23 protein-coding genes are annotated in these 25,293 nt (G+C 73.7%); 16 read left to right on the forward strand and 7 right to left on the reverse strand.

The window, feature by feature from the left end; all coding sequences use genetic code 11:
• Nucleotides 1–76 precede the first annotated feature (76 nt).
• The 4 genes from K7472_RS14130 (at nt 77) to K7472_RS14145 (ending at nt 3,831) form a co-directional block, all read left to right on the forward strand.
• The gene (locus K7472_RS14130) at nt 77–712 is read left to right on the forward strand and encodes an NAD(P)-dependent oxidoreductase (protein WP_222977774.1); all 636 of its coding nucleotides are present in this window, start codon (nt 77–79) and stop codon (nt 710–712) included.
• Nucleotides 713–931: 219 nt separating this feature from the next.
• Complete coding sequence (locus K7472_RS14135) at nt 932–2,212, forward strand: NAD(P)/FAD-dependent oxidoreductase (protein ID WP_222977777.1); 1,281 nt, start codon at nt 932–934, stop codon at nt 2,210–2,212.
• A gap of 118 nt (nt 2,213–2,330) precedes the next feature.
• On the forward strand, nt 2,331–3,572 hold the full coding sequence (locus K7472_RS14140) for a cytochrome P450 (RefSeq protein ID WP_222977781.1): 1,242 nt from the start codon (nt 2,331–2,333) through the stop codon (nt 3,570–3,572).
• 64 nt (nt 3,573–3,636) lie between these two features.
• Nucleotides 3,637–3,831 (forward strand): ferredoxin, encoded by a 195-nt coding sequence (locus K7472_RS14145; RefSeq protein WP_222977783.1) that lies wholly within the window; start codon nt 3,637–3,639, stop codon nt 3,829–3,831.
• A 78-nt stretch (nt 3,832–3,909) separates the two neighbouring features.
• Here the strand turns inward: K7472_RS14145 and K7472_RS14150 are convergent, their stop codons facing one another.
• Nucleotides 3,910–4,575 (reverse strand): DedA family protein, encoded by a 666-nt coding sequence (locus K7472_RS14150; protein ID WP_222977784.1) that lies wholly within the window; start codon nt 4,573–4,575, stop codon nt 3,910–3,912.
• Nucleotides 4,576–4,678: 103 nt separating this feature from the next.
• On the opposite strand from K7472_RS14150, the gene K7472_RS14155 reads away from it, so the two are divergent.
• On the forward strand, nt 4,679–4,870 hold the full coding sequence (locus K7472_RS14155) for a DUF2795 domain-containing protein (protein ID WP_222977786.1): 192 nt from the start codon (nt 4,679–4,681) through the stop codon (nt 4,868–4,870).
• 36 nt (nt 4,871–4,906) lie between these two features.
• On the opposite strand, the gene K7472_RS14160 is transcribed toward K7472_RS14155, so the two are convergent.
• Complete coding sequence (locus tag K7472_RS14160) at nt 4,907–5,326, reverse strand: TOBE domain-containing protein (RefSeq protein ID WP_222977788.1); 420 nt, start codon at nt 5,324–5,326, stop codon at nt 4,907–4,909.
• A 90-nt stretch (nt 5,327–5,416) separates the two neighbouring features.
• Nucleotides 5,417–5,776 carry a hypothetical protein gene (locus K7472_RS14165; RefSeq protein WP_222977790.1) on the reverse strand — a complete coding sequence of 120 codons (360 nt, stop codon included), beginning with the start codon at nt 5,774–5,776 and terminating at the stop codon, nt 5,417–5,419.
• 213 nt (nt 5,777–5,989) lie between these two features.
• On the opposite strand from K7472_RS14165, the gene K7472_RS14170 reads away from it, so the two are divergent.
• Nucleotides 5,990–6,568, forward strand: coding sequence for an Rv1733c family protein (locus K7472_RS14170; RefSeq protein ID WP_222977792.1), 579 nt, complete (start codon nt 5,990–5,992; stop codon nt 6,566–6,568).
• Nucleotides 6,569–6,846: 278 nt separating this feature from the next.
• Entirely contained in the window at nt 6,847–7,692 is an 846-nt protein-coding gene (locus K7472_RS14175) for a universal stress protein (RefSeq protein ID WP_222977794.1), read from the forward strand.
• Between the two features lie 68 nt (nt 7,693–7,760).
• Here K7472_RS14175 and K7472_RS14180 read toward each other — a convergent pair whose 3' ends face one another.
• Complete coding sequence (locus tag K7472_RS14180) at nt 7,761–8,651, reverse strand: universal stress protein (protein ID WP_222978035.1); 891 nt, start codon at nt 8,649–8,651, stop codon at nt 7,761–7,763.
• 293 nt (nt 8,652–8,944) lie between these two features.
• On the opposite strand from K7472_RS14180, the gene K7472_RS14185 reads away from it, so the two are divergent.
• Nucleotides 8,945–9,679, forward strand: a complete 735-nt coding sequence (locus K7472_RS14185; protein ID WP_252395589.1) for a response regulator — start codon at nt 8,945–8,947, stop codon at nt 9,677–9,679.
• Between the two features lie 152 nt (nt 9,680–9,831).
• Nucleotides 9,832–10,815 (forward strand): Acg family FMN-binding oxidoreductase, encoded by a 984-nt coding sequence (locus tag K7472_RS14190; RefSeq protein ID WP_222977796.1) that lies wholly within the window; start codon nt 9,832–9,834, stop codon nt 10,813–10,815.
• Between the two features lie 42 nt (nt 10,816–10,857).
• Here K7472_RS14190 and K7472_RS14195 read toward each other — a convergent pair whose 3' ends face one another.
• The 3 genes from K7472_RS14195 to K7472_RS14205 form a co-directional block, all read right to left on the reverse strand.
• Entirely contained in the window at nt 10,858–13,257 is a 2,400-nt protein-coding gene (locus K7472_RS14195; RefSeq protein WP_222977797.1) for a phosphoketolase family protein, read from the reverse strand.
• 163 nt (nt 13,258–13,420) lie between these two features.
• The gene (locus tag K7472_RS14200) at nt 13,421–15,127 is read right to left on the reverse strand and encodes a sensor histidine kinase (protein WP_222977798.1); all 1,707 of its coding nucleotides are present in this window, start codon (nt 15,125–15,127) and stop codon (nt 13,421–13,423) included.
• Between the two features lie 141 nt (nt 15,128–15,268).
• The gene (locus K7472_RS14205) at nt 15,269–15,736 is read right to left on the reverse strand and encodes a universal stress protein (protein WP_222977800.1); all 468 of its coding nucleotides are present in this window, start codon (nt 15,734–15,736) and stop codon (nt 15,269–15,271) included.
• Nucleotides 15,737–16,190: 454 nt separating this feature from the next.
• On the opposite strand from K7472_RS14205, the gene K7472_RS14210 reads away from it, so the two are divergent.
• The 7 genes from K7472_RS14210 (at nt 16,191) to efeU (ending at nt 25,246) form a co-directional block, all read left to right on the forward strand.
• Nucleotides 16,191–17,387 (forward strand): ROK family transcriptional regulator, encoded by a 1,197-nt coding sequence (locus K7472_RS14210; protein WP_222977802.1) that lies wholly within the window; start codon nt 16,191–16,193, stop codon nt 17,385–17,387.
• 64 nt (nt 17,388–17,451) lie between these two features.
• The gene (locus tag K7472_RS14215) at nt 17,452–18,771 is read left to right on the forward strand and encodes an ABC transporter substrate-binding protein (protein WP_222977804.1); all 1,320 of its coding nucleotides are present in this window, start codon (nt 17,452–17,454) and stop codon (nt 18,769–18,771) included.
• Between the two features lie 115 nt (nt 18,772–18,886).
• Entirely contained in the window at nt 18,887–19,864 is a 978-nt protein-coding gene (locus K7472_RS14220) for a carbohydrate ABC transporter permease (RefSeq protein ID WP_222977805.1), read from the forward strand.
• A gap of 1 nt (nt 19,865) precedes the next feature.
• Nucleotides 19,866–20,735, forward strand: a complete 870-nt coding sequence (locus K7472_RS14225) for a carbohydrate ABC transporter permease (RefSeq protein ID WP_222977807.1) — start codon at nt 19,866–19,868, stop codon at nt 20,733–20,735.
• 165 nt (nt 20,736–20,900) lie between these two features.
• A complete protein-coding gene (locus tag K7472_RS14230; protein WP_222977809.1) occupies nt 20,901–22,493 on the forward strand; it encodes an alpha-amylase family glycosyl hydrolase in 1,593 nt (530 codons plus the stop codon).
• A gap of 40 nt (nt 22,494–22,533) precedes the next feature.
• The gene (pip, locus tag K7472_RS14235; RefSeq protein WP_222977811.1) at nt 22,534–23,496 is read left to right on the forward strand and encodes a prolyl aminopeptidase; all 963 of its coding nucleotides are present in this window, start codon (nt 22,534–22,536) and stop codon (nt 23,494–23,496) included.
• A 148-nt stretch (nt 23,497–23,644) separates the two neighbouring features.
• Complete coding sequence (gene efeU, locus K7472_RS14240) at nt 23,645–25,246, forward strand: iron uptake transporter permease EfeU (protein WP_222977817.1); 1,602 nt, start codon at nt 23,645–23,647, stop codon at nt 25,244–25,246.
• Nucleotides 25,247–25,293: the final 47 nt, after the last annotated feature.

The following is a 25,293-nucleotide window of genomic DNA, read 5'->3' on the forward strand; positions in this document are numbered from 1 at the left end:
GCCGCCGGGGGCGCCGGGCGGCGGGGCGGCGTATCGTCGGGAGCGAGGGGGGCCGCCGTCTGCCTGGGGAGACGTCATGCGCCTGCTCGTCCTCGGCGCCACCGGCCCCACCGGCCGCCGCATCGTCGATCAGGCGCTGGCGGCCGGTGACCGGGTCACGGCGTTCGTCCGCGACCCGGCCCGGCTGCCCGCGACGGGCCACGCGGACGCCCTGACCGTCCACCGCGGTGACGCCACCCGCCGGGCCGACGTCGCCGCGGCGGCCGAAGGTGTCGACGCGGTGCTCGTGGCACTGGGCTCCGGCAACTCCGTCCGCTCCGACATCGCCTCCCGCTCGACGGCCGCGCTGATCCCGGCGCTCGGCGACGCCGGGGTCGACCGGGTCGTGATGCTGTCGGCGTACGGGGTGGGGGAGACGGCGAAGGACGCGGGGCTCGTGATGCGGGCCGCGTACCGGATCGCGATGCGGTCCCTCTTCGACGACAAGGCGAAGGCGGACGCCGCGCTGCGGGCGAGCCCGCTGGCCTGGACGCTCGTGTACCCGGTGACGCTCACCAACGGGCCGCTGACCGGCCGCTACCGGGTCGCCCCGAGGCTGCGTGGCGGGGGCGTGCCCAGGATCAGCCGCGCGGACGTGGCCGATTTCATGCTGGCCGAAGCGCGCCATCCGGCCTGGGTGGGCCGGACCGCCGTCCTCGGCGGCCGGGGGTAGACGGCCCGCGCGGCCTGCGAACGAGCGGGCTCGGCGGTCGGCCGACGGCAGTAGGTGGCATAGCCAACGATTTTCGGCCGAGTTGGGCCGGGGCATGGGGTTCGGCCGGTGCGGACGGGTAGAGTCCACCGAGGAATTAGGTGCCTGAGGAAACTAATTTCCGGTGGATGACGCGCCGGCACGGAGCGCGCCGCCGCCCGAGCGGACGGGAGTCCTGCCATGGCCGCAGCGCCGGAGCGCGTCCCCTCCCGGATCGTCGTGGTGGGAGCCTCGGCGGCCGGACTCACCACCGTGGAGGCACTGCGCCGCTTCGGCCACGACGGCGCCCTGACCCTCATCGGCGACGAACCCCATCTCCCGTACGACCGGCCCCCGTTGTCCAAGCAACTGCTCGACGGCACATGGGAACCGGACCGCCTGCGGCTGCGTGCCCCGGAGGCGCTCGACGCGCTCGGACTCGACCTGCGCCTGGGGACCCGGGCCACCGCGCTGGACACCGACCGCCGTGAAGTGTGCCTCGCGGACGGCGAACGCGTGGGCTACGACGCCCTGGTGGTCGCCACCGGCCTGTCCGCCCGCCGGCTGCCGGGCACGCGCGGACTGGCCGGAGCCCACGTACTGCGCACCCTGGACGACGCGTTGGCGCTGCGTGAGTCGCTGCGCGGCGGGGCCCGGCTGGTGGTGGTCGGCGGCGGGTTCGTGGGCGCGGAGGCGGCGGCGGTCGCCAGGACCCTGGGCGCCGAGGTCACCTTGGTCACCGATGAACCCGCGCCCCTGGCCGACGCGCTCGGCGCCGAGGTCGCGGGCATGCTCGCCGGCCTCCACCGGGCGCACGGCGTACGGCTGTCGACCGGCGTCCCGGTCCGCGAGGTGACCGCCGACGCGGGAGCCGTCACCGGCGTCCGGCTCGCCGACGGCCGCCTGATCGAGGCCGACGCCGTCCTCATGGGCATCGGCGCCGACCCCAACACCGGCTGGCTGCGCGGAAGCGGCCTGCGCCTCGACAACGGTGTCGTGTGCGACGCGACGCTGCGCGCGGACGACGGCGTGTGGGCCGCCGGTGACATCGCCAACTGGCCTGCACCGGAAGGCGGTTCACGCCGCGTCGAGCACCGCACCAACGCCGCGGAGCAGGGCATCGCGGTCGCCCGCGCCGTCCTCGCCGGGCCGGAGGCGGCCGTCCCCTTCGAGACCGTCCCGTACGTCTGGTCCGACCAGTACGACCTGCGCCTGCAGACCTACGGCCGCACGCGGGGCGCGGAGAGGGTGCGCGTCGTCGAGGGCGGCACGGACCAACTTCGACTGGTCGCCGTGTACGGCACGTCCGACCGCGTCACCGGCATCGTCGGCGTCAACCTCCCGCGCCGTACCCGCGCCTACCGACGGCTGCTCACCGGGAACGCCGCGAGCGACGAGAACGCCGTGGGCGCCGGATGGGACGCCGTGGACGCCATCGCGCGCGAGGACGCCGCACCCGTTCCGCAACGGACCGCGGGATGACCGGCACCCGCCCCGGCCGCGCCCCGCCGCGCGGACCGGACCCCCGACGCCGGAACGCCGGAGCTCACCCCGTCTCCAACCCCCGAAACGGACCCTACGGACCCAACGGAGCCGCACCATGGCGCATCCCCTTCCCGACATCAAGGACGAACCCCGGACCGGCCTTCCGCCCTACCCCATGCCCCGCGCCGACCGCTGTCCCTTCGACCCGCCGCCCACCCTGCGGCAGTTGCAGGCCGAGGCGCCGGTCAGCCGGGTCCGGCTGTGGGACGGCAGCACCCCGTGGCTGGTCACCCGCTACCACGACCAGCGCGCGCTGCTGGCCGACCCCCGGGTCAGCGCCGATGTCATGCGGGACAACTACCCGCACGTGACGCCCAGTTTCAAGGCCCGCAGGACGGACGCCAAGACGTTCATCTCGATGGACGACCCCGAGCACGCCAGGCTGCGCCGGATGGTGACCGGACCGTTCGCCATCAAGCGCGTCGAGGCGATGCGCCCGGCCGTCCAGCGCGTCGTGGACGACCTGCTGGACGAGATGGCCGCCGGGCCCCGGCCGGTCGACCTGGTGCAGGCGTTCGCGCTGCCGGTGCCGTCGATGGTCATCTGCACCCTGCTCGGCGTCCCCTACGCCGACCACGACTTCTTCCAGCGCAACAGCCGGTTGCTGATCAACCGCGACACGCCCGCGGACGCCGTGCTGGACGCCCAGCACCAGCTGATCGACTACCTCGACGACCTGGTGGGCGCCAAGCTCGCCGACCCCGACGACGACCTGCTCTCCCGGCTCGCCGCGGAACAGGTCTCCACCGGCGAGCTCACCCGGCGCGAGCTGGCCGTGATGGGATTCCTGCTGCTCGTCGCGGGCCACGAGACCACCGCCAACATGATCGCGCTGGGCACCCTCGCCCTGCTCCAGAACCCCGACCAGCTCGCCGTGCTGCGTGAGACCGACGACCCGAAGGTGGTCGCGGGGGCGGTCGAGGAACTGCTGCGCTACCTGCACATCACGCACTCCGGCCGCCGCCGCGTCGCGCTGGAGGACATCGAGATCGCCGGACAGGCCATCCGCGCGGGCGAGGGCATCATCCTCGCCAACGACATCGGCAACCGCGACGAGGACGTCTTCCCCGACCCCGACCGCCTCGACATCGGGCGCGACGCCCGCCGCCACGTGGCGTTCGGCTTCGGCCCGCACCAGTGCCTCGGCCAGCCGCTCGCCCGTGTCGAACTCCAGGTGGCCTACGGCACGCTCTACCGCCGCCTGCCGGGCCTGCGCCTGGCGACCGACTTCGAGCGGATCCCGTTCAAGCACGACGGCCTCGTCTACGGCGTCTACGAGCTGCCGGTCACTTGGTGATCCCCGCGCGGCCCCGCCGCCGCCCCCCCTTCGCCACCACCGAACGACACGAGGAGAACGACCCATGCGTGTGACCGTCGACCAGGACAAGTGCGTCGGCTCCGGGCAGTGCGTGCTCGCCGCCGAACGGGTCTTCGACCAGCGTGACGAGGACGGCGTGGTCATCCTGCTGGACGCCGAGCCGCCCGCCGAACTCGACGAGGACGTACGGCAGGCCGCCGTGGTCTGCCCGGCGCTCGCCATCGAACTCAGCGAGTGACCGCCCCGATCCGGTGAGCGCGGCCCGGCCCGGCGCACCCCCATGCCGCCGGGCCGGGCCCGTGTCCGCAGGCGCCGGTCAGTCCTCCTGCCGCTCCGGCTGCCGCTCGGGCGTCCGGGACGGGCCGCGCCGTCGTCCGCGCACGTGCCGGACCACCAGGGCCACGACCAGGACGGCGACGGCCAGCAGCACGTAGCCCTCGTAGCGCTGGATCGTCCGGTACACGGTGCCGATGTGCTTCCCGGTCAGGTCGCCCAGCGCCACCCAGGCGCCCACCCACATCACCGCGCCCAGCGCGTTGTAGACCAGGAAACGAGGCCAGGGCATCCGGGCCAGCCCCGCGATGATCCCGTTGGCCTGCCGCAGTCCCTCGACGAACCGGGCCACCACCACGATCCCGGCCCCGTACCGGCCGAAGAACGACTCCACCCGCGCGATCCGCTCCGGGGTCAGGAACACGTACCGTCCGTACCGCTCCACCAGCCGGTGCCCGCCGAAGCGGCCGATCGCGTAGCCGACGTTGTCGCCGAGCACCGCCGCGCACAGGGCCATCAACGCGACCCCGAAGACGTTCAGCCGTCCGGCGCCCGCGTAGACGGACGCGGCGATCAACACGGTCTCCCCGGGGACCGGCACGCCGAAGTCCTCCACGAAGACCACCCCGCCGACCGCCAGATAGCCCCAGTGGTTCAGCAGCGGCGTCAGCGCGGACAGCACACCCGGCAGGGGCGGTGGGGCGGCCATGCGTGATCCTCCTCGGCCATGACCGTGCGCCCCGGGCGCCGGTGCGCGATATTTGAGACAGCCCGATGTGACACCACGGGAGACCGACCGTACGGAGGCTGCCATGGCCAGCGATCCCGCCGAACTCCTCCAGGCGCTCGCCGGCGCGCACTACCCGGCCAGCAAGGAAGACCTGGCGTCCCGCGCCCGCGACCACGGGGCCAGCGACGACCTCGTGCGGCGGCTGGAACAACTGCCGGACAAGGAGATCAACGGACCCGACGAGGTCGACCGCGCGGTCTTCGGCGACCGCTGAACGGACCACCCCGCCGGGCGGTCCCGGACGCGGCCCTCAGGCGGAGGCCAGCGCGACCTCGGTGGACTTGATCAGCGCCACCACGGGGGAGCCGGTCTCCAGCTTCAGCGCGTCCACGGCGTCCCGGGTGATCGCCGCGGTCAGCTCCGCGCCCTCGACCGCCACCTTGACGCTCGCCATGGCGTTGCCCGTCGCGACCGACGTGACCGTGCCCGGCAGCTGGTTGCGGATGCTCAGGCCGTCCACCGTGCCGGTGGCGAGCGAGACCTCGGTGGACTTGGCGAGCACCCGTACCGCCGAGCCCTCGGCCAGCCCCAGGCTCTCCACCGCCTCCCGGGTCACCGCCGCCGTGATGTCCTGACCGCCCGTCGCGCGGACCCTCACCGTCGCCATGACCTCCCCGGAGGTGATCGCGGTGACCGTGCCGGGGATCTGGTTGCGGATGCTCAGGCTCATGGGAACGCCTCACTGGTTTCGGGCGGATTGCGGTGTTTCGCACCTTACGCATACCACGGCCGCGGCGCCCCGAGGGTGTTCTCGTCGCGGCTACTTGTCGCCCGACCGCGGCACGCTCAGCGGTCGGCGCACGTCCTCCTCCCGGGCCAGCCGCTCCATCCGCGCCCGGTACTCGTGGCGCCCCAGCTCCCCGGCGAGCCGCGCGGCGCACAGCGACCGCTCCAGCGCGTCGGCGGGGGACAGCGGCTCGACCGGCGCGGGGGTGTCGAACGGGGGCGGAGGCCCGACGGCCGTAGGCGGCGCGCCCTGCTCGCCGTCCGACGCGTCGGCGGACACCCGCACCGCGCGGCGCGCGTTGTCGCGGCGCTCCGCGCGCCGGGCGAAGAGCATGGTGGACAGGCCAGGTGCGCACATCAGCAGCAGGGTGAGGAGGACGACTGTGCCGGTCATGACGGACCACCTCGCACCGGAAAGCGGCTACCCCTCCAGCCTCGCACGCCCACGCGGCCTCGCACGCCCGGACGGCCCGGCCCGACGCCCCCCGATCGCCACGAAACAGGTCCGACCGGCCCAACGCGTGGTCCCCTCCGGCATCTCACCGGGAGCGGCCGGCCCGTGCGAGCGTGGCACCGTCGAGCCGCACCCCGCGCGGAGGTGAACGCGATGCGCACCACCCCACGGCTGTGGCGCTGGCGGCGCAACCCGCTCCGCCGCGTCTCGGACGTCGTGGAGGCCTGGACGCTGCTGTTCACGCTGCTCCTCGCCGCCGTGCTCGCTCCGCTGACCGGTGTCGTGGTCGCCCACGCGGACTACGCCTCCGAAGCACAGCAGGGCCGCGCGTACCACCGGACGACGGCCGTGCTCGCCGCGACCGCGCCCCGGCAGGTCGTCGACGCCACCACCGGGCAGCGGCTCGGCCAGGTGCCCGCCCCGGCCCGGTGGCAGGGCCCGGGCGGCGTCACGCACGTCGCGTACGCCGAGGTGCAGCCGGGCGCGAAGGCGGGCACCCGCACCACGTTGTGGACGGACGCGCACGGGCGCGTCGGCTCCGCCCCGCTGACCGGTGGCGCCTCCCAGGCCCAGGCCGACCTGATCGGCGGTTCGCTGGGCTGCGTGGTCGTCGCCGGGCTGCTCGGCGGACACCGGCTCGCCGTCCGCGCGACGCTGGACCGGCGCAGGGCGCGGCAGTGGGAGGCCGCGTGGGCCGAGGTCGAGCCACGCTGGACGCACGGCCGGGCCTGAGCCCTTTGAGGCGGTCCGGCTGGGCTATTCATGGCTGCCTCCTGCCCTGGTGCGGCCGCTGACGCCTCGGCGGCCTCCCGGGTCCACGTCACCCCACCATCGGCCGCGCGCGACGGCCGCTGCTTGGGGCCGGTGGACCCCACCGCCCGGCCGACGGTCCCCTCCTCGCGACATCCGGGCGGCGCCACGGCTACGGGGGCCGCATGGCCCAAGCGCGACCGCGCGCACCGACGGCAGGGTGGAGGGGGCAGGTGCCACGACGAACGGGAGGCCGGGCCATGCGACGACCCGTCACCGCCGGACTCGACGGATTCCCCGAAAGCCGGACCGCCACGCACTGGGCGGCGCACGAGGCCCTCCTGTGCGACGCGCCGCTGCGCCTGGTGCACGCCTGGCTGCTCGGCTCGGTCACCGCGCGTCAGATCCCCCGCGAGGACGAACAGAACCTCCGGGCCACGCGCCTGCTCGCCGACGCCGAGGCCGAGCTGCGCGAACGCCACCCCGGCCTGGAGATCACCACGGAACTCGTGCCGTACGAGCCCGAGGGCGCGCTGCTGGCCGAATCGGAGAAGGCGCTGCTGCTGGTGCTGGGATCGCGCGGGCTCAGCGGCGTCGGCGGCTTCCTGCTGGGCTCCACCGGACTGCGGCTCGCGGCGCACGCGGCCTGCCCGGTCGCCCTGGTACGCGGCGCGCCTGGCGCGACACCGGGCGCGGCGGGGGACGTGGTGGCCGGCGTCGGGACCCGGCATCCGGCGGACAGCGTGCTGGCGTTCGCGTTCGACGAGGCGGCCCGGCGCGACGCGACCCTGCGCGTGGTCCGCGCCGACCGCAGGCTGCCGCACCCGCACCGCTCCGCGTCCGGAGGCGAAGGGGACGCGGCGGCCCGGGAGGAACTCGACGCCGTGCTGCGGCCCTGGCGGGACAAGCACCCCGGCGTCGCGGTGGACGCCCGCCTCGTCGCGGACAGCCCCGGCCGCGCCGTGGTGGACGCCGCCCGTGACGCCGCGCTGCTCGTGGTCGGCCGCCACGCCACCGGCGCGGCACGCCCGCACGGCATCGGCCCGATCGCGCACGCCTCCGTGCACCACGCGCCCTGCCCGGTGGCGGTCGTACCGTACGACTGAGCCCGCCGCAGGTTCCGGCCTTCCGATCCCGCCCCCGGTGCGGCCGCGTTCTCAGTGCGGCCGCGTTCTCAGTCCGGCTGCGGTACGACGGCGACCGGGCAGGGGGAGTGGTGCAGCAGCGCGTGGTTGACCGGGCCGAGCTGGAGTCCGACGTGCCCGGCGCGCCGCCGGGCGCCGAGCACCAGCAGGTCCGCGCAGGCCGCCGCGGCGAGCAACGCCTTGCGGGCCGGGCCCTCGACCGTCTCGCGGTTGACGACCAGGTCCGCTTCCTCCTCGGCGAAGTCGCGCAGCGCGTCGTCCAGCAGCCGGTCGCCCGGCGCAGGACCGGTCGGCGTCACGGTCCGCGTGCCGACGCCGTCCGCCGCGTTCCGCTCGGCGCCGTCGGTGCGCCGCCAGGCGTGCACCGCGTCCAGCGCGCACCGCCGTACGACCGCCTCACGGAACGCGAACGCGGCGGCCACTGCCACCTCGTCCTGATCACCGGCGCCCAGCACCACGCGGTCCCGCTCGCCCCTGCGGCCCGCCGCCGTGCCGCGCACCACGACCACCGGGCAGGTCGCCCGCGCCGCCACGGTCAGGCCCACCGAACCCAGCAGCATCCCGGCCAGCCCGCCCCGGCCCCGGCTGCCGACCACGATGCCGAAGCAGTGCCGGCACTCGGCGAGCAGCGCCTCGGCCGGATCGGCGGCCACCACCCGGGTGGTCACCTTCACCTCGGGGCGCAGCGCGCTCGCGCGGGCCGCCGCACTCGCCACGATGTCCTCGGCCGCGACCTGTTCGGCGGGTCGGTCCGTGCCGAGGTCCGGCAGCGCGCCCTCGTAGCGCTCCCACAGCGAGCCGTGCAGGCACAGCAACGGGACCGAGTGCCGGGCCGCCTCGTCCGCCGCCCAGTCGACCGCCTGCGACGCGGTGTCCGATCCGTCGACGCCGACCACCAGCGGGAGTTGTGCCGTCATCATCGCCACCGCCTCTCCGGCCCGCCCTGCCCGCTCCAGCCCGGACCCGGGCCCGGAACGCCAGCGTCGCGCCGGGCGGACGGGCCCGGACAGAGGCGCTTCGGCCCGCATCCGGGACGTTCGGCCCACACCCCGCCGGGGTGCCGCTCGCGGAAGGTGGAGAGTGGACCGCGGGCGCGGCGGGACCGTGTGAGAACGCCGCGCCCGGAGCCGTTCGGCCCTATCCGGGCGCCCGCGCGGTGCGCGATGATCGCCTGGCCGGGACGGAAGCACGGACCACAGGTGAAGGGATCGGCATGGACGACGCGGTTGGCTTCTCCGAGCAGCGGCCGATCAGGGTCTTCCTGCTGGACGACCACGAGGTCGTACGGCGCGGGGTGCACGACCTGCTGGACGCCGAACCCGACATCGAGGTGGTCGGCGAGGCCGGTTCCACCGACCACGCGCTGGCCCGCGGCCCGGCGCTGCGGCCCGACGTCGCCGTGCTCGACGTACGGCTGCCGGACGGCGACGGCATCACCGTCTGCCGCGAACTGCGCAGCAGGATGCCGGAGTTGGCGTGCCTGATGCTCACCTCGTTCGACGACGACGACGCCCTGCTGGACGCGATCATGGCGGGCGCGGCGGGATACGTGCTGAAGCAGATCAAGGGATCGGACCTGGTCTCGGCGGTGCGCACGGTCGCTTCCGGGCAGTCCATGCTGGACCCGGCGACCACCGCCCGGCTGATGACGAGCCTGCGCGGCGAGGACGAGCCGGAGCCGCGGGACGAACGGCTCTCGGGCCTGTCGCCCCGGGAACGCGAGATCCTCGCCCTGATCGGCGAAGGGCTGACGAATCGTCAGATCGGTGAGCGGCTCTTCCTCTCCGAGAAGACGGTGAAGAACCACATCTCCCGGCTGCTGGCCAAGCTCGGCGTCGAACGCAGGGTGCAGGCGGCCGTGCTCGCCACCCAGTCCACCTCCGCGCACCCCGCCCCCGACCGCGACCGTGACCGCACGGACCGCCCGCGCGGCCCCCGGAGCTGCTGAACCGGCGACCGGCGACCTCCTCACGGGCCCGAGGCGCCCCCTGCGATCCCGCTGGTGGGGACCTTCGGCCCACGCGCGGCGCGCCCCGGCCGCCGCATCCTGGAACCCCACGGGGCACGGCTACCCGTGGGCGCGCCGGGAGGAGAAGCCCGATGAACCCCACCACGCCGACCACGCTGGACGCGGCGACCCTGGAGAAGCTGATCGCCGCCGCCTCCGCGGCGCCCTCGATCCACAACACCCAGCCGTGGCGCTACCGGCTGGACCCCGAGACGGTCACCCTGGAGATGCGCGCGGCTGCCGATCGCGAGCTGCGCCACGCCGACCCGCACGCCAGGGCTCTGCACCTGTCCGTGGGCGCGGCGCTGTTCAACATCCGTGTCGCCACGGCCCACTTCGGCTGGGAGCCGGTGGTGCGGCTGCTGCCGGACCCCGCCCGTCCCGACGTGCTCGCCGCCGTCCGGCTCGCCGGTTCCGCGCCCCGCCCGGACGCCCACCCGGCCGCCCTGTACGACGCGGTGTGGCGCAGGCACTCCAGCCGCTTCCCGTTCACCGGCGCCCGCCTGCCCGACGTCCTGTGCGCCGAGCTGCTGGCGGCCGCCGTCGCGGAGGGCACCCGGCTGAGCTTCCCCGAGCCGGAGGAGAACGCCAGGCTGCTGGGGCTGACCGCGGAGGCCGAGCAGCGCGACCACACCGATCCCGAGCGCCGCACCGAGAGCCGGGCATGGATCCGCCCCGGCGGGGTGGACGGCGTGCCGCCCTCCGCGCTCGGACCGCGCGACGCGCAGGGCAGGATGCCGGTGCGGGACTTCTCCGGGCTGCTGCCCGGCGTCGGCCCCGCGCCCGAGGCGTTCGAGGCGCAACCGTGCCTGGCGGTGCTGAGCACCTCCGGTGACGCCGCCGCCGACTGGCTGCGCGCCGGGCAGGCGCTGGAGCGCGTCCTGCTGGTCGCCACCGCGCAGCGCGCCGTGGCCTCGCTGCTGCACCAGGCGCTCGAATGGCACGACCTGCGCTGGGCCCTGCGCGACGCCCACAGCGGCCCCGGCCACGTCCAGATGCTCATCCGCCTCGGCTACGGTCCGCAGGGCCCCGCCACCCCGCGCCGGGCCGTACGCGACGTGCTCGACGACGCGTGAGACCGCGGGCGCGGGGTGACGGGGCGCGGGGCGGCGCGGGGATCAGGCGTTCCACCGCCACTGCGCGACCTCCGGCAGGTCGGCGCCGTGCTCGCGGATCCAGTCGTGGTGCCGCAGCCGCTGGTCCTCCATGTGCTGCCGCACCGGCGCCGCGCGCACCGCGAGGCCCGGCACGCGGTCGATGACGTCCATCACGAGCCGGTAGCGGTCCAGGTCGTTGCGCACCACCATGTCGAACGGCGTCGTGGTGGTCCCGATCTCCTTGTAGCCGCGTACGTGCAGGTCGCGGTGGTTGGTGCGGCGGTAGGTCAACCGGTGGATCAGCCACGGATAGCCGTGGTACGCGAAGACCACCGGCCGGTCCGGGGTGAACAGCGCGTCGAACTCCGCGTCCGTCATCCCGTGCGGGTGCTCCTCCTCGGGCAGCAACCGGGCCAGGTCGACGACGTTGACGACGCGCACCGACAGCTCCGGTAGGTGCTCGCGCAGCAGGCTCGCGGCGGCCAGCACCTCCTGCGTCGGCACGTCGCCCGCGCAGGCCAGCACGACGTGCGGTTCGCGTACCCCGTCCTCGGTCCCGGCCCACTCCCACACGCCCGCGCCCCGCGCGCAGTGGGCACGGGCCTGGTCCAGGGTGAGCCAGTCGAAGCACGGCTGCTTGCCCGCGACGACCACGTTGACGTAGTCGCGGCTGCGCAGCACGTGGTCGGCGACCGACAGCAGGGTGTTGGCGTCCGGCGGCAGGTAGACGCGGACCACCTCGGGCGCCTTGTTCAGCACGTGGTCGATGAACCCGGGGTCCTGGTGGGAGAAGCCGTTGTGGTCCTGGCGCCACACGTGCGAGGTGAGCAGGTAGTTGAGCGAGGCGATGGGCCGCCGCCACGGCAGCGTGCGGGTCACCCGCAGCCACTTGATGTGCTGGTTGACCATCGAGTCCACGATGTGCACGAACGCCTCGTAGCACGAGAACAGTCCGTGACGACCCGTCAGAAGATAGCCCTCCAGCCAGCCTTGGCAGGTGTGTTCGGAGAGGATCTCCATCACCCGTCCGCCACGCGCCAGGTGCTCGTCCGTCGGCAGGGTCTCGGCCTCCCACGCCTTGCCGGTGGCCCGGTACAGCGCCTCCAGCCGGTTGGACGCGGTCTCGTCCGGGCCGACCACCCGGAAGTCGCGGCTGTCGGTGGTCGCCTCCATGACGTCTTCGAGCAGGCCGCCCAGTACGCGGGTCGGCTCGTGTTGCGTGGCGCCGGGCTTGCCGGGGTCGACCTCGACCGCGTACCGCTCCAGCGGCGGCACCGGCAGCTCGCGCAGCAACAGGCCGCCGTTGGCATGCGGATTGGCGCCGAGCCGACGTGGGCCCCGCGGCATCGTCGCCAGCACGTCGGGCAGCGGCCGGCCGTCCTCGCCGAACAGCTCTCCGGGCCGGTAGGACCTCATCCAGGCTTCCAACTGCCGCAGATGGTCCGGGTTCTCGCGCACCGACGCGAGCGGGACCTGATGGGCACGCCAGGTGTTCTCCACCGGCAGGCCGTCCACCTCGGCCGGACCGGTCCAGCCCTTCGGGGTGCGCAGCACGACGACCGGCCAGCGCGGACGCTCGGTCACCCCCTCCTCCCGCGCCGAGCGCTGGATCGCCGCGACGCGGTCGAGCGCGGTGTCCATCGCGACGGCCATCGCGCGGTGCACGTCGAGCGGGTCGTCGTCCGGTGTGCCGGTGACGTGGATCGGCTCGTGCCCCAACCCCCGCATCAGCTCGTCGAGTTCGGGCTCGGGCAGGCGGGCCAGCACGGTCGGGTTGGCGATCTTGTAGCCGTTCAGATGCAGGATCGGCAGCACCGCGCCGTCGTGCACCGGGTCGAGGAACTTGTTGGAATGCCACGACGTGGCCAGCGGCCCGGTCTCCGCCTCGCCGTCGCCGATCACACACGCGACCAGCAGCCCCGGGTTGTCCAGCGCCGCCCCGTACGCGTGGGACAGGGCGTAGCCCAGCTCGCCGCCCTCGTGAACGGAACCGGGGGTCTCCGGCGCCACGTGACTCGGCACGCCGCCGGGGAACGAGAACTGCCGGAACAACCGCGCCATCCCCGGCGCGTCCCGGCTGACGTCCGGATAGGTCTCGGTGTAACTGCCGTCCAGCCAGGAGTTGGCCAGCACCGCGGGGCCGCCGTGCCCGGGACCCCACACGCACATGGCGTCCAGGTCGCGGGCCGCGATGACGCGGTTGAGGTGGGTGTGGACCAGGTTCAGGCCGGGCGAGGTACCCCAGTGGCCCAGCAGGCGCGGCTTGATGTGCTCGGCGCGCAGCGGCTCGGTCAGCAGTGGGTTGTCCATCAGGTAGATCTGGCCCACCGCCAGGTAGTTGGCGGCGCGCCAGTGCGCGTCCAGCAGGCGCAGCTCCTCGTCGGTGGCTCCCTCGGCTTCGCGCGCCGGGATGTCGCGCATGACTTCCTCCGAAACGTCGTCGGGCAGGCCGGTGCCCGCGCGCTCCGTCCGGCGGCGCGCGGGCTGCCGTGCCAGCCTGCCCGGGCGCGCGACGGCCCCGCTAGGGCCGGACGGGTCACCCCGACGCCGCGAGTGGGATGGCCGGGCTGGCGCCGTCCGCGGCCTACTCCAGCGGAACCGACCAGGTCAGCCGGGTGCCGCCGTCCTGCCCCGCGCCGACGGTCAGCGTGCCGCCCAGCCGCTGGGCGCGCTCGGCGAGGTTGCGCAGGCCACTGCGGTGGCTGTCGCGCGGGATGCCCCGGCCGTTGTCCGCCACGGTCACCGTCAGCGTGCCGTCGCGGGCCGCGAGCGTCACCGAGGCCGCCGTCGCCGCAGCGTGCCGCGCGACGTTGGACAGCGCCTCGCCGATCACCGCCACCGCGCCGTCGCCGGGCTGCCGGGCGACGTCCGTGTCGAGCAGTCCTTCGAGCCGCAGCGCCGGACTGAACCCGAGCGCGGGCACCTGCTGTTCGACCGCGGCGGCGGCCCGGGCCCGCAGCCCGGAGGCCGCCGGACCGGTGTCGCGGCTGCGCAGCCCGAAGATGGTCGAACGGATGATCTTGATGGTCTCGTCCAGGTCGTCCACCGCGCGCAGCAGCCGCTCGGTCGCCTGCGGGTGCTCGACGTAGCGCACGGCGCTCTGCAACGTCATCCCGGTGGCGAACAACCGCTGGATCGCCAGATCGTGCAGGTCGCGGGCGATGCGGTCGTGGTCCTCGGCCAGCGCGCTGCGCTCGGCGTCCCGGCGGCGCTCGTCCAGCTCCATGGCGACCGCCGCCTGCCCGGCGAACCCGGCCAGCGGTGCCACGTCCTCCTTGTAGAACGCCGGCTTGCCCGGCGCCCTGGCCAGCAGCAGCACCCCGCGCACCCGCTCACCGGTGCCCATCCGCACGGCGACCGCGGGACCGAGCCCCGCGCCGTGCAGCGGCCCGGTCGTCACGGTGGGATCGTGCGCCACGTCGGTGCTGGTGACCGCGTCGGCCGAGGCGAAGGCGGCGCCCATGAACGTGCCCTCCACCGGCAGCAGCCGGTCCTGGTGCACCTCCGCCTCCAGGCCGGAGGCGAAGACGACCCGCAGTGCGTCGTGTCCGTCCTGCGGCAGCGCGACCGCGCCGAGGTCGGCGTCGAGGATCGTCCGGGCCCGCTCCACCGCGACCTCGAGCACCGGGATGTCGTCCACCCCGGACAGCAGGCGGCGGGTGACCTCGGCGCTCGCCTCCATCCACCGCTGCCGCTGTCGTGCCTCCTCGTACAGCCTGGCGTTCTCGATCGCCACGCCCGCGGCGACCGCCAGCGTGGACAGCACGGTCTCGTCCTCGCCGTCGAACTCCTTGCCGCCGTGCTTCTCGGTCAGGTAGAGGTTGCCGAAGACCTCGTCACGCACCCGGATCGGGACCCCGAGGAACGAGTGCATCGGCGGATGGTGGGCCGGGAAGCCGTAGGACGCCGGGTGTTCGGACAGCTCCGCGAGGCGCAGCGGTTCGGGATGGCGGATCAGCTCGCCGAGGATGCCGTGACCCGACGGGAGCGGGCCGATCGCGTGGGCCTGCTCCTCGGAGACGCCCACGTGCAGGAACTGCACCAGCGTCTCGTCGTCGCCGATCACCCCGAGCGCGCCGTACTCGGCGTCCACCAGGATCACCGCCGCCTCGACGATGCGCCGCAGCACGTGCGGCAGGTCGAGCTCGCGGCCGACCGACAGGACCGCCTCCAGCAGCGAGTGGATGCGGTCGCGGGTGCCGCGTACGGCGTCGATGCGGACCTGGAGCTCCTCCAGCAGTCGGTCCAGGCGCAGCCCTGGCAGCCGCTCAGCATCGAACGCGCGTTCCATCGCTGCCGGTCCCTCCGCTCGGACCACCGGGAGTCGTCCACGTCCACGGTAAGTCCGCGCGGCCACGGCTGTCCTTCGACCGGCCGGGTCACAGCCGGTCGGCGTGGGTCGGCGGCGGTCGGCGAGGACCGTCCGAAGCCCTCAGCGGCTGTCGGCCCCGCCCTCCCTGATCACCACGACCGGGCACTGCGCGTGCTGCACGCAGTGCTGCCCCACCGACCCGAGCAGCGCCTCCGTGAAGCCGCCGTGCCCCCGGTTGCCCACCACCAGCAGGGCCGCCCCCATGGCCGCCTCCAGCAGCACGGTCGCCGGGACCCCGCATCCCACGCTTGCCCTGATCTCGACGCCGGGGCCGTCCGGGTACTCGGCGCCGACCTCCTCGACGGCCGTACCGAGCGCCTTGCCCGCGGCCTCCTCCAGGCCCAGGTCGGTCGCGGCCGGCATCCATCCCATCGAGCCGTAGAACTGCGGATAGTCCCAGGCGGTCACCGCCTCCACCACGGATCCCGTCAGCCGCGCCTGCCGCACGGCCCAGCGCAGCGCGTCCTTCGACGTCGCCGAGCCGTCCACGCCGACGACGATCCGGTCCGGTTCCCTGTCGCTTTCCACCGTGCTCTCCTCCCGCGGGCTCGCGCCGTGTGTCCTGGCGCCCTGGTCCGCACGCTAGGGGAGCCGGACCGCGTGCCGCGCCGTCCGTACGTCCCCCACCCGGGACCGAACGGCCCCGGTGGCCGCCGACGCGCGACGCGACGGCTGAGACGAGGCGGGGCGATCCGGTACGCCCCGGATTGTCTTCATGAGGTGAACGCGGAAACGGCGACCGCGTCGTGTCCCCGGCCACACCGCTAACGTCCGGCACTCCAGGCCCACTTGCCCATGGCCCTCCACAAGTGCTCAAGTCCGAGCCGACGTTGCGCTTGACGACGGCCGGAACACCGCTCGGCGCGAGGACTCTCTTTGATAACGGTGAGTTTTTTTCTTGACACACGAAACCCGCCTGAACAGACTCCCTTCACCTGCCACACCGGCCCGCACGTTCCCGCGCCGAGGAGAAGCGACGCCCATGGCCACCGCCCGTGCCACCGGAACCCGGCAGTCCGCGGCCGGACTCGTCGGTGAGGCCGCGAGAGCCGAGTTGTTCGGCCTCGTGCTCACCGCGGGCCCCATCTCCCGTACCCGGCTGGCGAAACGCCTCGGCCTGTCGCCCTCCACCGTGACCCGAATGCTGCCGCCCCTGCTCGACGCGGGCTATCTGCGCGAGGAAGGCGCCCGCGTCACCGGCCCCGGCCGCCCGCAGCGTCTGCTGAGCGTCAACCCCGAACGCCACCTGGTGGCCGGGGTGAAGCTGACGCCCACTCATGTCGCCGCCGTCGTCACGGACATGGGCGCCCAGGTGCTGGCCAGGGCGGAGCGCCCGGTCGCCGACCACACCGCGCCCACCGTGCTGTCCACCGCCGCTCGGGTCGTACGTGATCTGCTCGCCGACGTGCCGGACGCGGCCGGGCGCACCCTCGGCATCGGCGTCGGCATGTCCGGCCACGTCGACACCGCCCAGGGGGTGTGCCGTTACTCGGGACTGCTCGGCTGGCACGACGTGCCGGTGGCCGCGCCGCTGGCGGAAGCCACCGGACTGCCCACCACCGTGGCCAACGACGCCAACGCGCTCGCGGTGGCGGAACGCTGGTTCGGCGGCGGACGCGACGTCGACACCTTCGCGGTGGTCTCCATCGGCCCCGGCATCGGATGCGGACTGCTGCTGGACGGCGCGCTGTTCACCGGCGCCACCGGGATCGCCGCGGAGTTCGGTCACATCCCGGTCGACCCCGCGGGCCCGGTCTGCGGGTGCGGACGGCGCGGCTGCCTGGAGTCGCTGGCGTCCACCTGCGCCGTCCTGGCCCGGCTGCGGCAGGCGGGCGTGGACTGCCAGGACCTGGCGCAGGCGGTCCGCCTCGCCCGTGACGGGCGGGGTCCGGACGCCCGGGCCGCCCGCGCCGCCTTCGCCGCCGCGGGCGACGCGCTCGGCCGGGGCCTGGCCACCCTGTGCAACCTGCTCAACCCGGCCAGGATCATCCTCGCCGGGGAGGGCGCCGCCGCGTACGACTTGCTGCGGCCCGCGATGGACGACGCCCTCGCGTACCACGCCTTCTCCACGGCCGCGCACGACTGCGAGGTGTCGTCCGATCCCGTCACCGACGACCTGTGGGCCCGCGGCGCGGCCTGCCTGGTCATCAGGGACACCGTCCGCGCCCCCTTCTCCTGACACCGCTCACCACTTCCGCCGTCACGTCCGCACCCGCCAACCCTCACCCCTTCCGGGAGATCCCATGTCCTCCTCCACCCGCCGTACCGTGCTCGCCGCGATAGGAACCGTCACCGTGCTGACCGCCGCCACCGCCTGTTCCTCCGGCGGCTCCGGCAGTTCAGCGCCCAGCGCCGGCCCGGCGAAGGGCACCATCACCTGGTACGCCAACCAGTTCGGCCCGACCGGAACCGACGTGCGCAAGACGCTGATCACCGCGTTCGAGAAGGCCAACCCGGGGATCACCGTCAAGCTGGAGCAGGCGCCCAGCGACTCCGACGCGTTCCGCTCGGCGCTCACCACGCAGATCTCCGGCGGCAGTTCGGGCTTCGACGTCTACAACGGCGACGTGGTGTGGCCGGCGCAGTTCGGCAAGGCGGGGCTCGCGCTGCCGCTCGACAAGTACCTGCCCGCGAGCTACTGGAAGGGCTTCTCCTCCGGCCTGGTCGACAGCGTGACCTACAACGGGCAGAAGATGGCCGCGCCGCTGTTCACCGACAACGCCTTCCTCTTCTACCGCAAGGACCTGCTCACCAAGGCCCACCTGCCGGTTCCCACCACGTGGGAACAACTGCAGAGCGAGGCGCAGACGTTGCAGAAGGACGGCGCGGTCAAGTACGGATTCGCCGGGCAGTTCGACTCCTACGAGGGACTCACCTGCGACTTCACCGAGTTCGAGGCGGACGCGGGCGGCCAGAGCGTGAACACGGCGGGCACGAAGTCGACCATCGACTCACCGGCCGCGACCAAGGCGCTCAGCTACATGCGCGGACTGATCACCAGCAAGGTCGCGCCGAACGCGGTCACCAGCTTCCAGGAACAGCAGTCGGAGTCCCTGTTCACCTCCGGCCAGGTGGCGTTCCTGCGCAACTGGACGTACGCGTACGCCGATTCCAACAGCGCCTCCAGCTCCAAGGTCGCCGGCAAGGTCGGCATCGCCACCCTGCCCACCTTCGCCGGACAGCAGGGCCCGGGCTACTCGGCCACCGGCGGCTGGAACCTCTACGTCAACCCGCACACCAAGAACCTGGGCGCCAGCGTCGCCTTCGTCAAGTGGATGACCTCCACCGTCGCCCAGAAGATCATCGCCACCCAGGGCGGTGAGATCCCGTCCAACGCGGCGGCCCTGGCCGACCCGGGCGTGCAGGCCGCCAACCCCGCGTACCCCATCGCCGCCAAGAACAAGCTGCGCGCGCGGCCGTCCAACGTCGCCGCCTACTCCCAGGTCAGCCAGGGCATCTACAGCAACGTCAACGCCGCGCTGACCGGGTCCGCCAGCCCGCAGTCGGCCCTGAGCGCCGCGAACAAGGCCATCGACCAGGCCCTGGGCCAGGGCGGCCTGTAGCCGAGCCGGGCGCCGGGCACACCGCCCGGCGCCCCCACCGGCCCCGCCTCGCGCCGTCCCACGCGACGGGGCCGCCGCCCCGGACCGTCCGCCCTCGCAGCCACCAGGAACCCGTATGCCGAACACCGCCACGCGCAGCGGCCCCGACGCCCCGCCGCCCGCACCTCCACCGGCCGAGGCCGCGGCCCGCAGGCCCGCCGCCTCCCAACTCCAGCGCCGCGGAGCCAGGTTGGGGTGGCTCTTCGCCTCACCCGCCCTGCTGGTCATCGCCGCCGTGCTGTTGTTCCCCATCGTCTTCTCCGTGGTCATGTCGTTCAGCAACGTCGACGTGACCGGCAGCGGTATCCACCTGTCCGGCACCACCACCGGCAACTACGGCATCCTGTTCGACTCCCCGCGCTGGCGCCACGCGCTGTACTTCACGGTGCTCTACACCATCGGCACGGTCGTCGTGGAGATCGTCCTCGGCACCGCCATCGCCCTGGTCCTGGAGCGGCTGAAGACCGGGCGCGGCTGGATGATGGCGCTGCTGCTGATGCCCTGGGCGATGATCACGGTCATCTCCGCCCAGCTGTGGGCGTACATCTACAACGGTGTGTACGGCGTGCTCAACTCCGTACTGCACCCGCTGATCGGCCACGACGTCAACGTGCTCGGCACCCCCGTCGAGGCCGCCGTGGCGATGGCCGCCGCCGACATCTGGAAGACCACACCGTTCGTCGCCATCATCGTGCTCGCCGGACTCGTCATGCTGCCCGGTGACATCGTCGAGGCCGCCCGCATCGACGGCGCGAGCGCCTGGACCACCTTCTGGCAGGTGCGGCTCCCGCTGCTGCGGCCCACCCTGGCGATCGCCGTGATGTTCCGCATCCTCCAGGCGTTCGGCCTGTTCGACCTGCCGTTCGTGCTGACCAACGGAGGACCGGGCACCAGCACCGAGTCGCTCGCGGTGCTCGGCTACCGCGTGCTGTTCACCGACCTGAAGTTCGGCCCCGGCGCGGCGGTGGCCACCAGCACCGCCGTCCTGGTGCTCCTCGGCTGCCTGCTGTTCCTCAAGGTCTTCCGCGCCCAGGTCGGAACCGAGGAGAACTGACATGACGACGACGCCCGATCCCCGTACGCCGTCCGTCCCCTGGCGCAAGCGCCCGGCGGCCCGCTGGCTCAACGGCACCAACCTGGCCGCGCTGCTCGTCGCGCTCTTCGTGGCACTGCCGCTGTACTGGCTGGTCAGCAGCTCCTTCAAGAGCACGACGGAGGTCGCCACCTCCGACCTGTTCCCGCACCGGCCGACCGGCGCCAACTACTCGTCCGCGTTCTCCACGTACCACTTCGCCACCTACATCGAGAACTCCGTGATCGTCGCCGTCGTCACCACCGTGCTGGTGCTCGCGCTCGGCACGTTCGCCGGGTACGCGATGGGACGGCTGCCGGTGCGCGGACGCGGCGGCATCATGGTGGCGCTGCTGATGATCTCGCTCTTCCCGACCGTCGCACTGGTCGCGCCGCTGTACCTGCTGATGCGCGACGTCGGCTGGCTCAACAGCTACCAGGGCCTGATCATCGCGTACACCGCGCTGGACCTGCCGTTCGCCATCTGGATCCTGCGCAACTACTTCCTCGCCATCCCCAAGGAGATGGAGGAGGTGGCGTGGATGGACGGCGCCTCGCCCGTGCGCACGGTGGTGTCGATCATCCTGCCGCAGGCGCTGCCCGGGCTGTTCACCGCCGGTGTGTTCACCTTCGTCGCCGCGTGGACGGAGTTCCTCGTCGCGCTGTCGCTGGACAGTGAGGACCGCTACCGCACGATCCCGGTGGGCATCGCCCTGTTCGGCGGGCAGTACACGACGCCCTACGGCACCATCTTCGCCGCGTCGGCCGTGGCGATGTTCCCCATCGCGCTGCTCGTGCTGATCTTCCGCAAGGCGGTCGTCTCCGGGCTGACGTCGGGTGCGGTCAAGGGGTAGGCGTCCAGGCCCTGTTGACCGGGGCGGGCCCGCCTGCGTGGTGGGCCCGCCACACCGACCCCCACCTGCGCCGTCACCTGTGCCGTCCGGAACTCCCCTCCCGCGCCCCCGCCCCGTGCCGCCCGGAAACCCCACGCTCCTCCGACGGAAAGGCACCACCGCTCCATGCTCCCGTTCCGCCCCGCGCCCTCCTGGCTCGCCGACGCCGTGCTCTACCAGATCTATCCGCAGAGCTTCGCCGACGCGAACGGCGACGGCATCGGCGACTTCGCCGGCATCGCCGCCCACCTCGACCACCTCGCCTGGCTCGGCGTCGACACCGTCTGGATCAACCCCTGCTTCGCCTCGCCGATGCGCGACGCCGGATACGACGTGTCCGACTACCTCACCGTCGCGCCGCGTTACGGCACCGACGACGACCTCGCGGACCTGGTGGAACGCGCCCGGCGACACGGCATCCGCGTCCTGCTCGACCTGGTCGCCGGACACACCGCCGTCGAACACCCCTGGTTCCGCGCCGCCGCCGACGACCCGTCCGACCACCGCTACGTGTGGGCCGACGCCGACCCGCTGCCGTCCGGCTTCGTGGCCTCACCCGGCACCCGCCCCGGCGGCTACCTGCCCAACTACTTCGACTTCCAGCCCGCCCTCAACTTCGGCTACGCGCGCCCCGATCCGGCCGAGCCCTGGCGGCAGCCGGTGGACGCCGAGGGCCCGCGGGCCAACCGGCGGGCGCTGCGCGCCATCATGGACCACTGGCTGACCCGCGGTATCAGCGGCTTCCGGGTCGACATGGCCTCCTCCCTCGTCAAGGACGACCCCGGCAAGAAGGAGACCGCGCGGCTGTGGACCGAGCTGCGCGGGTGGCTCGACGAGGCCCACCCGGACGCCGTGCTGCTGTCCGAGTGGGGCGACCCCGCGGTCTCGGTGCCGGCCGGGTTCCACGGCGACTTCTTCCTCCAGTTCGGCGGTGCGACCGACGGAGGCCCGCTGCGCTCGCTGTGGAACACCGGCACCGGCACCGACCGTGACGAATGGGATCCGGTCCCCTGCTACTTCGGCGCCGCCGGAAAGGGCTCGTTCGCCGGCTTCGCCGCCGCGTACGCCGAAGCCACCGAAGCCATCGGCGAGCCCGGCCACATCGCGCTGCCGACCTCCAACCACGACTTCTCCCGCCTCGCCTGCGCCCCGCGCGACGCGGCCCAACTCCCCGCCGCCTACGCCTTCCAGCTCACCTGGCCGACGCTGCCCGCCATCCACTACGGCGACGAGATCGGCATGCGGTACGTGCCGGGCCTGCCGGACGTCGAGGGCAGCGTGCTGACCCCGCGCTACAACCGCGCCGGAAGCCGCACGCCGATGCAGTGGGACGACGGCCCCGGCGCCGGGTTCTCCACCGCGCCGCCCGAGCGGTTCTACCTGCCGCTCGACCCCGACCCGGCCCGCCCCAGCGTCGCCGCCCAGCGGCGCGACCCCGGCTCGCTGCTGCACACCGTCCGCGAACTGATCCGGCTGCGCCGCACCACACCGGACCTCGGCTCCGGGAGCCCGGTGCGTGTGCACAACGACGGCTATCCGCTGGTGTATTCACGCGGCGAACACCACCTCGTCGTCGTCAACCCCAGCGACCGCACCGCCACCGCCCCGCTGCCCGACCCCGCCCACGCCCGCGCCACCCGGCTGATCGGCGAGGGCGTCACCGTCGGCCCGGACGGCATCAGCGCGGGCCCGTTCGGCTACGCGGTGCTGCGCCACTGACACCCGGCCACGTGGGGCCCGACGGCACTAGGGTGGCGCGATGGCCCTGTATCCAGCGACCGAACCGTACACACACGGCATGCTCGACGTCGGGGACGGCAACCGGCTCTACTGGGAGGAGTGCGGCAACCCGCGTGGCAAGCCCGCGGTCATGCTGCACGGCGGCCCCGGTTCCGGTTGCGTCCCCGGCTTCCGCCGCTACTGCGACCCGGCGGCCTACCGCATCGTGCTGTTCGACCAGCGGGGCTGCGGGCGTTCCACCCCGCACGCGAGCGCGTACGACACCGACATGAGCGTCAACACGACGGCGCACGCCCTCGCCGACCTCGAACGCCTGCGGCTGCACCTGGGCATCGACCGCTGGCTGGTGTGGGGCGTGTCCTGGGGATCCGTGCTGGGACTGCGGTACGCGCAGACCCACCCGGAGGCGGTCTCCGAGGTCGTCCTGACCGCCGTGGCGACCGGCTCCAACCCCGAAGTGGCCTTGCTGACCAGGGGACTCGGCACGGTCTTCCCCGAGGCGTTCGAAGCGTTCCTCGCCGAACTGCCCGAGGGCGACCGCGACGGCAACCTCGCCGCCGCCTTCAACCGCCTCCTGGAGTCGCCCGATCCCCACGTGCGGGACCGCGCGGCCCGGGCCTGGACCGACTGGGAGACCGCGACCGTCCCGGCGCCACCCCGCTCCGTCCCCCGTTTCGAGAACCCTGACTTCCGGAGGGGATTCGCCCGGACCGTCACCCACTACTGGGGCAACGACCACTTCCTCGGCGAGGGCAACGACGAGGGTGTCGTCCTGCGCGACGCGGGCCTGCTCGACGGCATCCCCGGCACGCTCGTCCAGGGCAGCCTGGACTTCGGCAACCTGCTCGGCACGGTGTGGCGGCTCCACCACGCCTGGCGGGGAAGCGAGCTGATCGTGGTGGACGACGTCGGCCACTCGATGGGGGAGTCCGGCATGGTCGACGCGCTGATCGCCGCGACGGACGGGTACGCGCGCCGCTGAGTCCGTCGGCCCACCGGAGACACGGGCGCCGCTGAGACCGACGGGCCACGAGCCAGGCAGCAGGGCACCCCCGGTTCAGCTTCGCATTAGGTTCGCCTAACCTAAGCGGGTTCTTGTTCACGTCATCCGCTGCGGAGCTGAGTCGTCGATGCTGCCTACGTTTGTGATCGGTCTGCGGGAGGGGTTGGAGGCCGCGCTGATCGTCAGCATGATCGCGGCCTTCCTCAGACGGCAGGGTCGTCGCGACATGCTCCGCTGGGTGCTGCTCGGGGTGGCCGCGGCGGTGCTGCTGTGCGTCGGCGTCGGCCTGGTCCTGGAGGCGGTCTCCTCCAACCTGCCGCAGCGGCAGCAGGAGGGCCTGGAGACCGTGATCGGCGTCCTCGCGGTCGGCATGGTCACGTACATGGTGATCTGGATGCGCCGCCACTCGCGCGACCTCAAGGCGCAGTTGGAGGGCCTGGCCGCGGACGCGATGGACCGCGCGGCGGGCGGCGGGGCGTCGCGCGCGATGGTGCTGATGGCGTTCCTCGCGGTGCTGCGCGAGGGCTTCGAGACCGTGGTCTTCCTGCTGGCCGCGTTCAACGAGACGTCCGACCGGGCGGGCGCCGCCGGGGGCGCGGTCGCGGGCATCCTGGTCGCGGTCGCCCTGGGCTGGGGGATCTACCGGGGCGGGGTCCGGCTGAACCTGTCGAGGTTCTTCCGCGTCACCGGGCTCGTCCTGGTGCTGGTGGCCGCGGGACTCGTGGTCAACGCCCTGCACACCGCGCACGAGGCGGGATGGCTCGACGCGGGTCAGGGCACGACCGTCGACCTGAGCGCACTGGTGAGTCCCGGCTCGGTCCAGTCGGCCCTGCTGACCGGCATGCTCGGCATCCAGCCGCACCCCGTGGTCGTCGAGGTCGTCGGATGGCTGGTCTACCTGGTGCCGGTGGGCCTGTACGTGGCGTGGCCGCCGGGGCGGGTGCCGTCCCGGCGCACGGTGGCCCGGCTCGGGGGAGCGCTGGGCGCCGTGTTCGCGGTCGGCGCGCTGGCGCTGGCCGCGGCGGCGCCTGGGCGTCCCTCCGGCGGCGCGGTCACCGGCAGCGGCGCTTCGGGCGTGCGGCTGACGGAACGCACCGCCGAGCGGATCACCGTCGTGACCCGGCCGCGCAGCCCCGCGGCGAAGCCCACGGCGGCGGGCGCACCGGTCACGATCACCCTGCGGCGCGCGGGCACGCAGGCGCACGCGGGCGTCGAGACCGCCGTCTACCGCGCCTCCCGGCCCGGTTCGGCCACCGCGGGACGGCCCGCCACCGTGACCTGGGAGCAGGCGGCGGCCCTCAACGGCGGGCGCCTGCCGCTCGGCGTGCGCCCCGCGAGCGGCGGCGGCCCGACGGTCTCCCTCACGTACGCGGACACCGACGACCTCACCGTGTGGATCGCACCGCGCACCGGCCGCGTCGTCGACCTGCGCTGGACCGAGACGGTGACCGGCGCCCTGACCGGCACTCAGGTGGGTACCGTCGGGCTCGACCAGCCGGTCGCCACCGCTTCCAGCGGGCTGCCCGCCGACGTCGTGGCGAGGGCCTCGGCCGCCGCGCGCCATGACGCGCACACCTTCGATCTCCGCGCCGGTCTGCTCGCGTGGGCCGCCGGACTCGCGGTCGTGGCCGCCTTGGCGCTGGTCACCGCCGCGGTGGCCGCGTTCGGGCGGCGCAGCGATGCCGCCGCCCCCGAGGGGGCCCCGGTTCCGGAGTCCTCGACCCGGTAAGTTAGCTTAGCCAAACCTAACCCTCACCACCCTCTTTCGTTCACGGA

Source organism: Streptantibioticus parmotrematis, from assembly GCF_019890615.1.
In the GTDB taxonomy this organism is placed as follows: Bacteria; Actinomycetota; Actinomycetes; order Streptomycetales; family Streptomycetaceae; genus Streptantibioticus_D; species Streptantibioticus_D parmotrematis.

What these genes read in the sequence shown, in the direction of transcription:
- K7472_RS14130 (WP_222977774.1), top strand. Translation starts at nt 77, where the DNA reads ATGCGCCTGCTCGTCCTCGGCGCCACCGGCCCCACCGGCCGCCGCATC.
- K7472_RS14135 (WP_222977777.1), top strand. Translation starts at nt 932, where the DNA reads ATGGCCGCAGCGCCGGAGCGCGTCCCCTCCCGGATCGTCGTGGTGGGA.
- K7472_RS14140 (WP_222977781.1), top strand. Translation starts at nt 2,331, where the DNA reads ATGGCGCATCCCCTTCCCGACATCAAGGACGAACCCCGGACCGGCCTT.
- K7472_RS14145 (WP_222977783.1), top strand. Translation starts at nt 3,637, where the DNA reads ATGCGTGTGACCGTCGACCAGGACAAGTGCGTCGGCTCCGGGCAGTGC.
- K7472_RS14150 (WP_222977784.1), bottom strand. Translation starts at nt 4,575, where the DNA reads ATGGCCGCCCCACCGCCCCTGCCGGGTGTGCTGTCCGCGCTGACGCCG.
- K7472_RS14155 (WP_222977786.1), top strand. Translation starts at nt 4,679, where the DNA reads ATGGCCAGCGATCCCGCCGAACTCCTCCAGGCGCTCGCCGGCGCGCAC.
- K7472_RS14160 (WP_222977788.1), bottom strand. Translation starts at nt 5,326, where the DNA reads ATGAGCCTGAGCATCCGCAACCAGATCCCCGGCACGGTCACCGCGATC.
- K7472_RS14165 (WP_222977790.1), bottom strand. Translation starts at nt 5,776, where the DNA reads ATGACCGGCACAGTCGTCCTCCTCACCCTGCTGCTGATGTGCGCACCT.
- K7472_RS14170 (WP_222977792.1), top strand. Translation starts at nt 5,990, where the DNA reads ATGCGCACCACCCCACGGCTGTGGCGCTGGCGGCGCAACCCGCTCCGC.
- K7472_RS14175 (WP_222977794.1), top strand. Translation starts at nt 6,847, where the DNA reads ATGCGACGACCCGTCACCGCCGGACTCGACGGATTCCCCGAAAGCCGG.
- K7472_RS14180 (WP_222978035.1), bottom strand. Translation starts at nt 8,651, where the DNA reads ATGATGACGGCACAACTCCCGCTGGTGGTCGGCGTCGACGGATCGGAC.
- K7472_RS14185 (WP_252395589.1), top strand. Translation starts at nt 8,945, where the DNA reads ATGGACGACGCGGTTGGCTTCTCCGAGCAGCGGCCGATCAGGGTCTTC.
- K7472_RS14190 (WP_222977796.1), top strand. Translation starts at nt 9,832, where the DNA reads ATGAACCCCACCACGCCGACCACGCTGGACGCGGCGACCCTGGAGAAG.
- K7472_RS14195 (WP_222977797.1), bottom strand. Translation starts at nt 13,257, where the DNA reads ATGCGCGACATCCCGGCGCGCGAAGCCGAGGGAGCCACCGACGAGGAG.
- K7472_RS14200 (WP_222977798.1), bottom strand. Translation starts at nt 15,127, where the DNA reads ATGGAACGCGCGTTCGATGCTGAGCGGCTGCCAGGGCTGCGCCTGGAC.
- K7472_RS14210 (WP_222977802.1), top strand. Translation starts at nt 16,191, where the DNA reads ATGGCCACCGCCCGTGCCACCGGAACCCGGCAGTCCGCGGCCGGACTC.
- K7472_RS14215 (WP_222977804.1), top strand. Translation starts at nt 17,452, where the DNA reads ATGTCCTCCTCCACCCGCCGTACCGTGCTCGCCGCGATAGGAACCGTC.
- K7472_RS14220 (WP_222977805.1), top strand. Translation starts at nt 18,887, where the DNA reads ATGCCGAACACCGCCACGCGCAGCGGCCCCGACGCCCCGCCGCCCGCA.
- K7472_RS14225 (WP_222977807.1), top strand. Translation starts at nt 19,866, where the DNA reads ATGACGACGACGCCCGATCCCCGTACGCCGTCCGTCCCCTGGCGCAAG.
- K7472_RS14230 (WP_222977809.1), top strand. Translation starts at nt 20,901, where the DNA reads ATGCTCCCGTTCCGCCCCGCGCCCTCCTGGCTCGCCGACGCCGTGCTC.
- pip (WP_222977811.1), top strand. Translation starts at nt 22,534, where the DNA reads ATGGCCCTGTATCCAGCGACCGAACCGTACACACACGGCATGCTCGAC.
- efeU (WP_222977817.1), top strand. Translation starts at nt 23,645, where the DNA reads ATGCTGCCTACGTTTGTGATCGGTCTGCGGGAGGGGTTGGAGGCCGCG.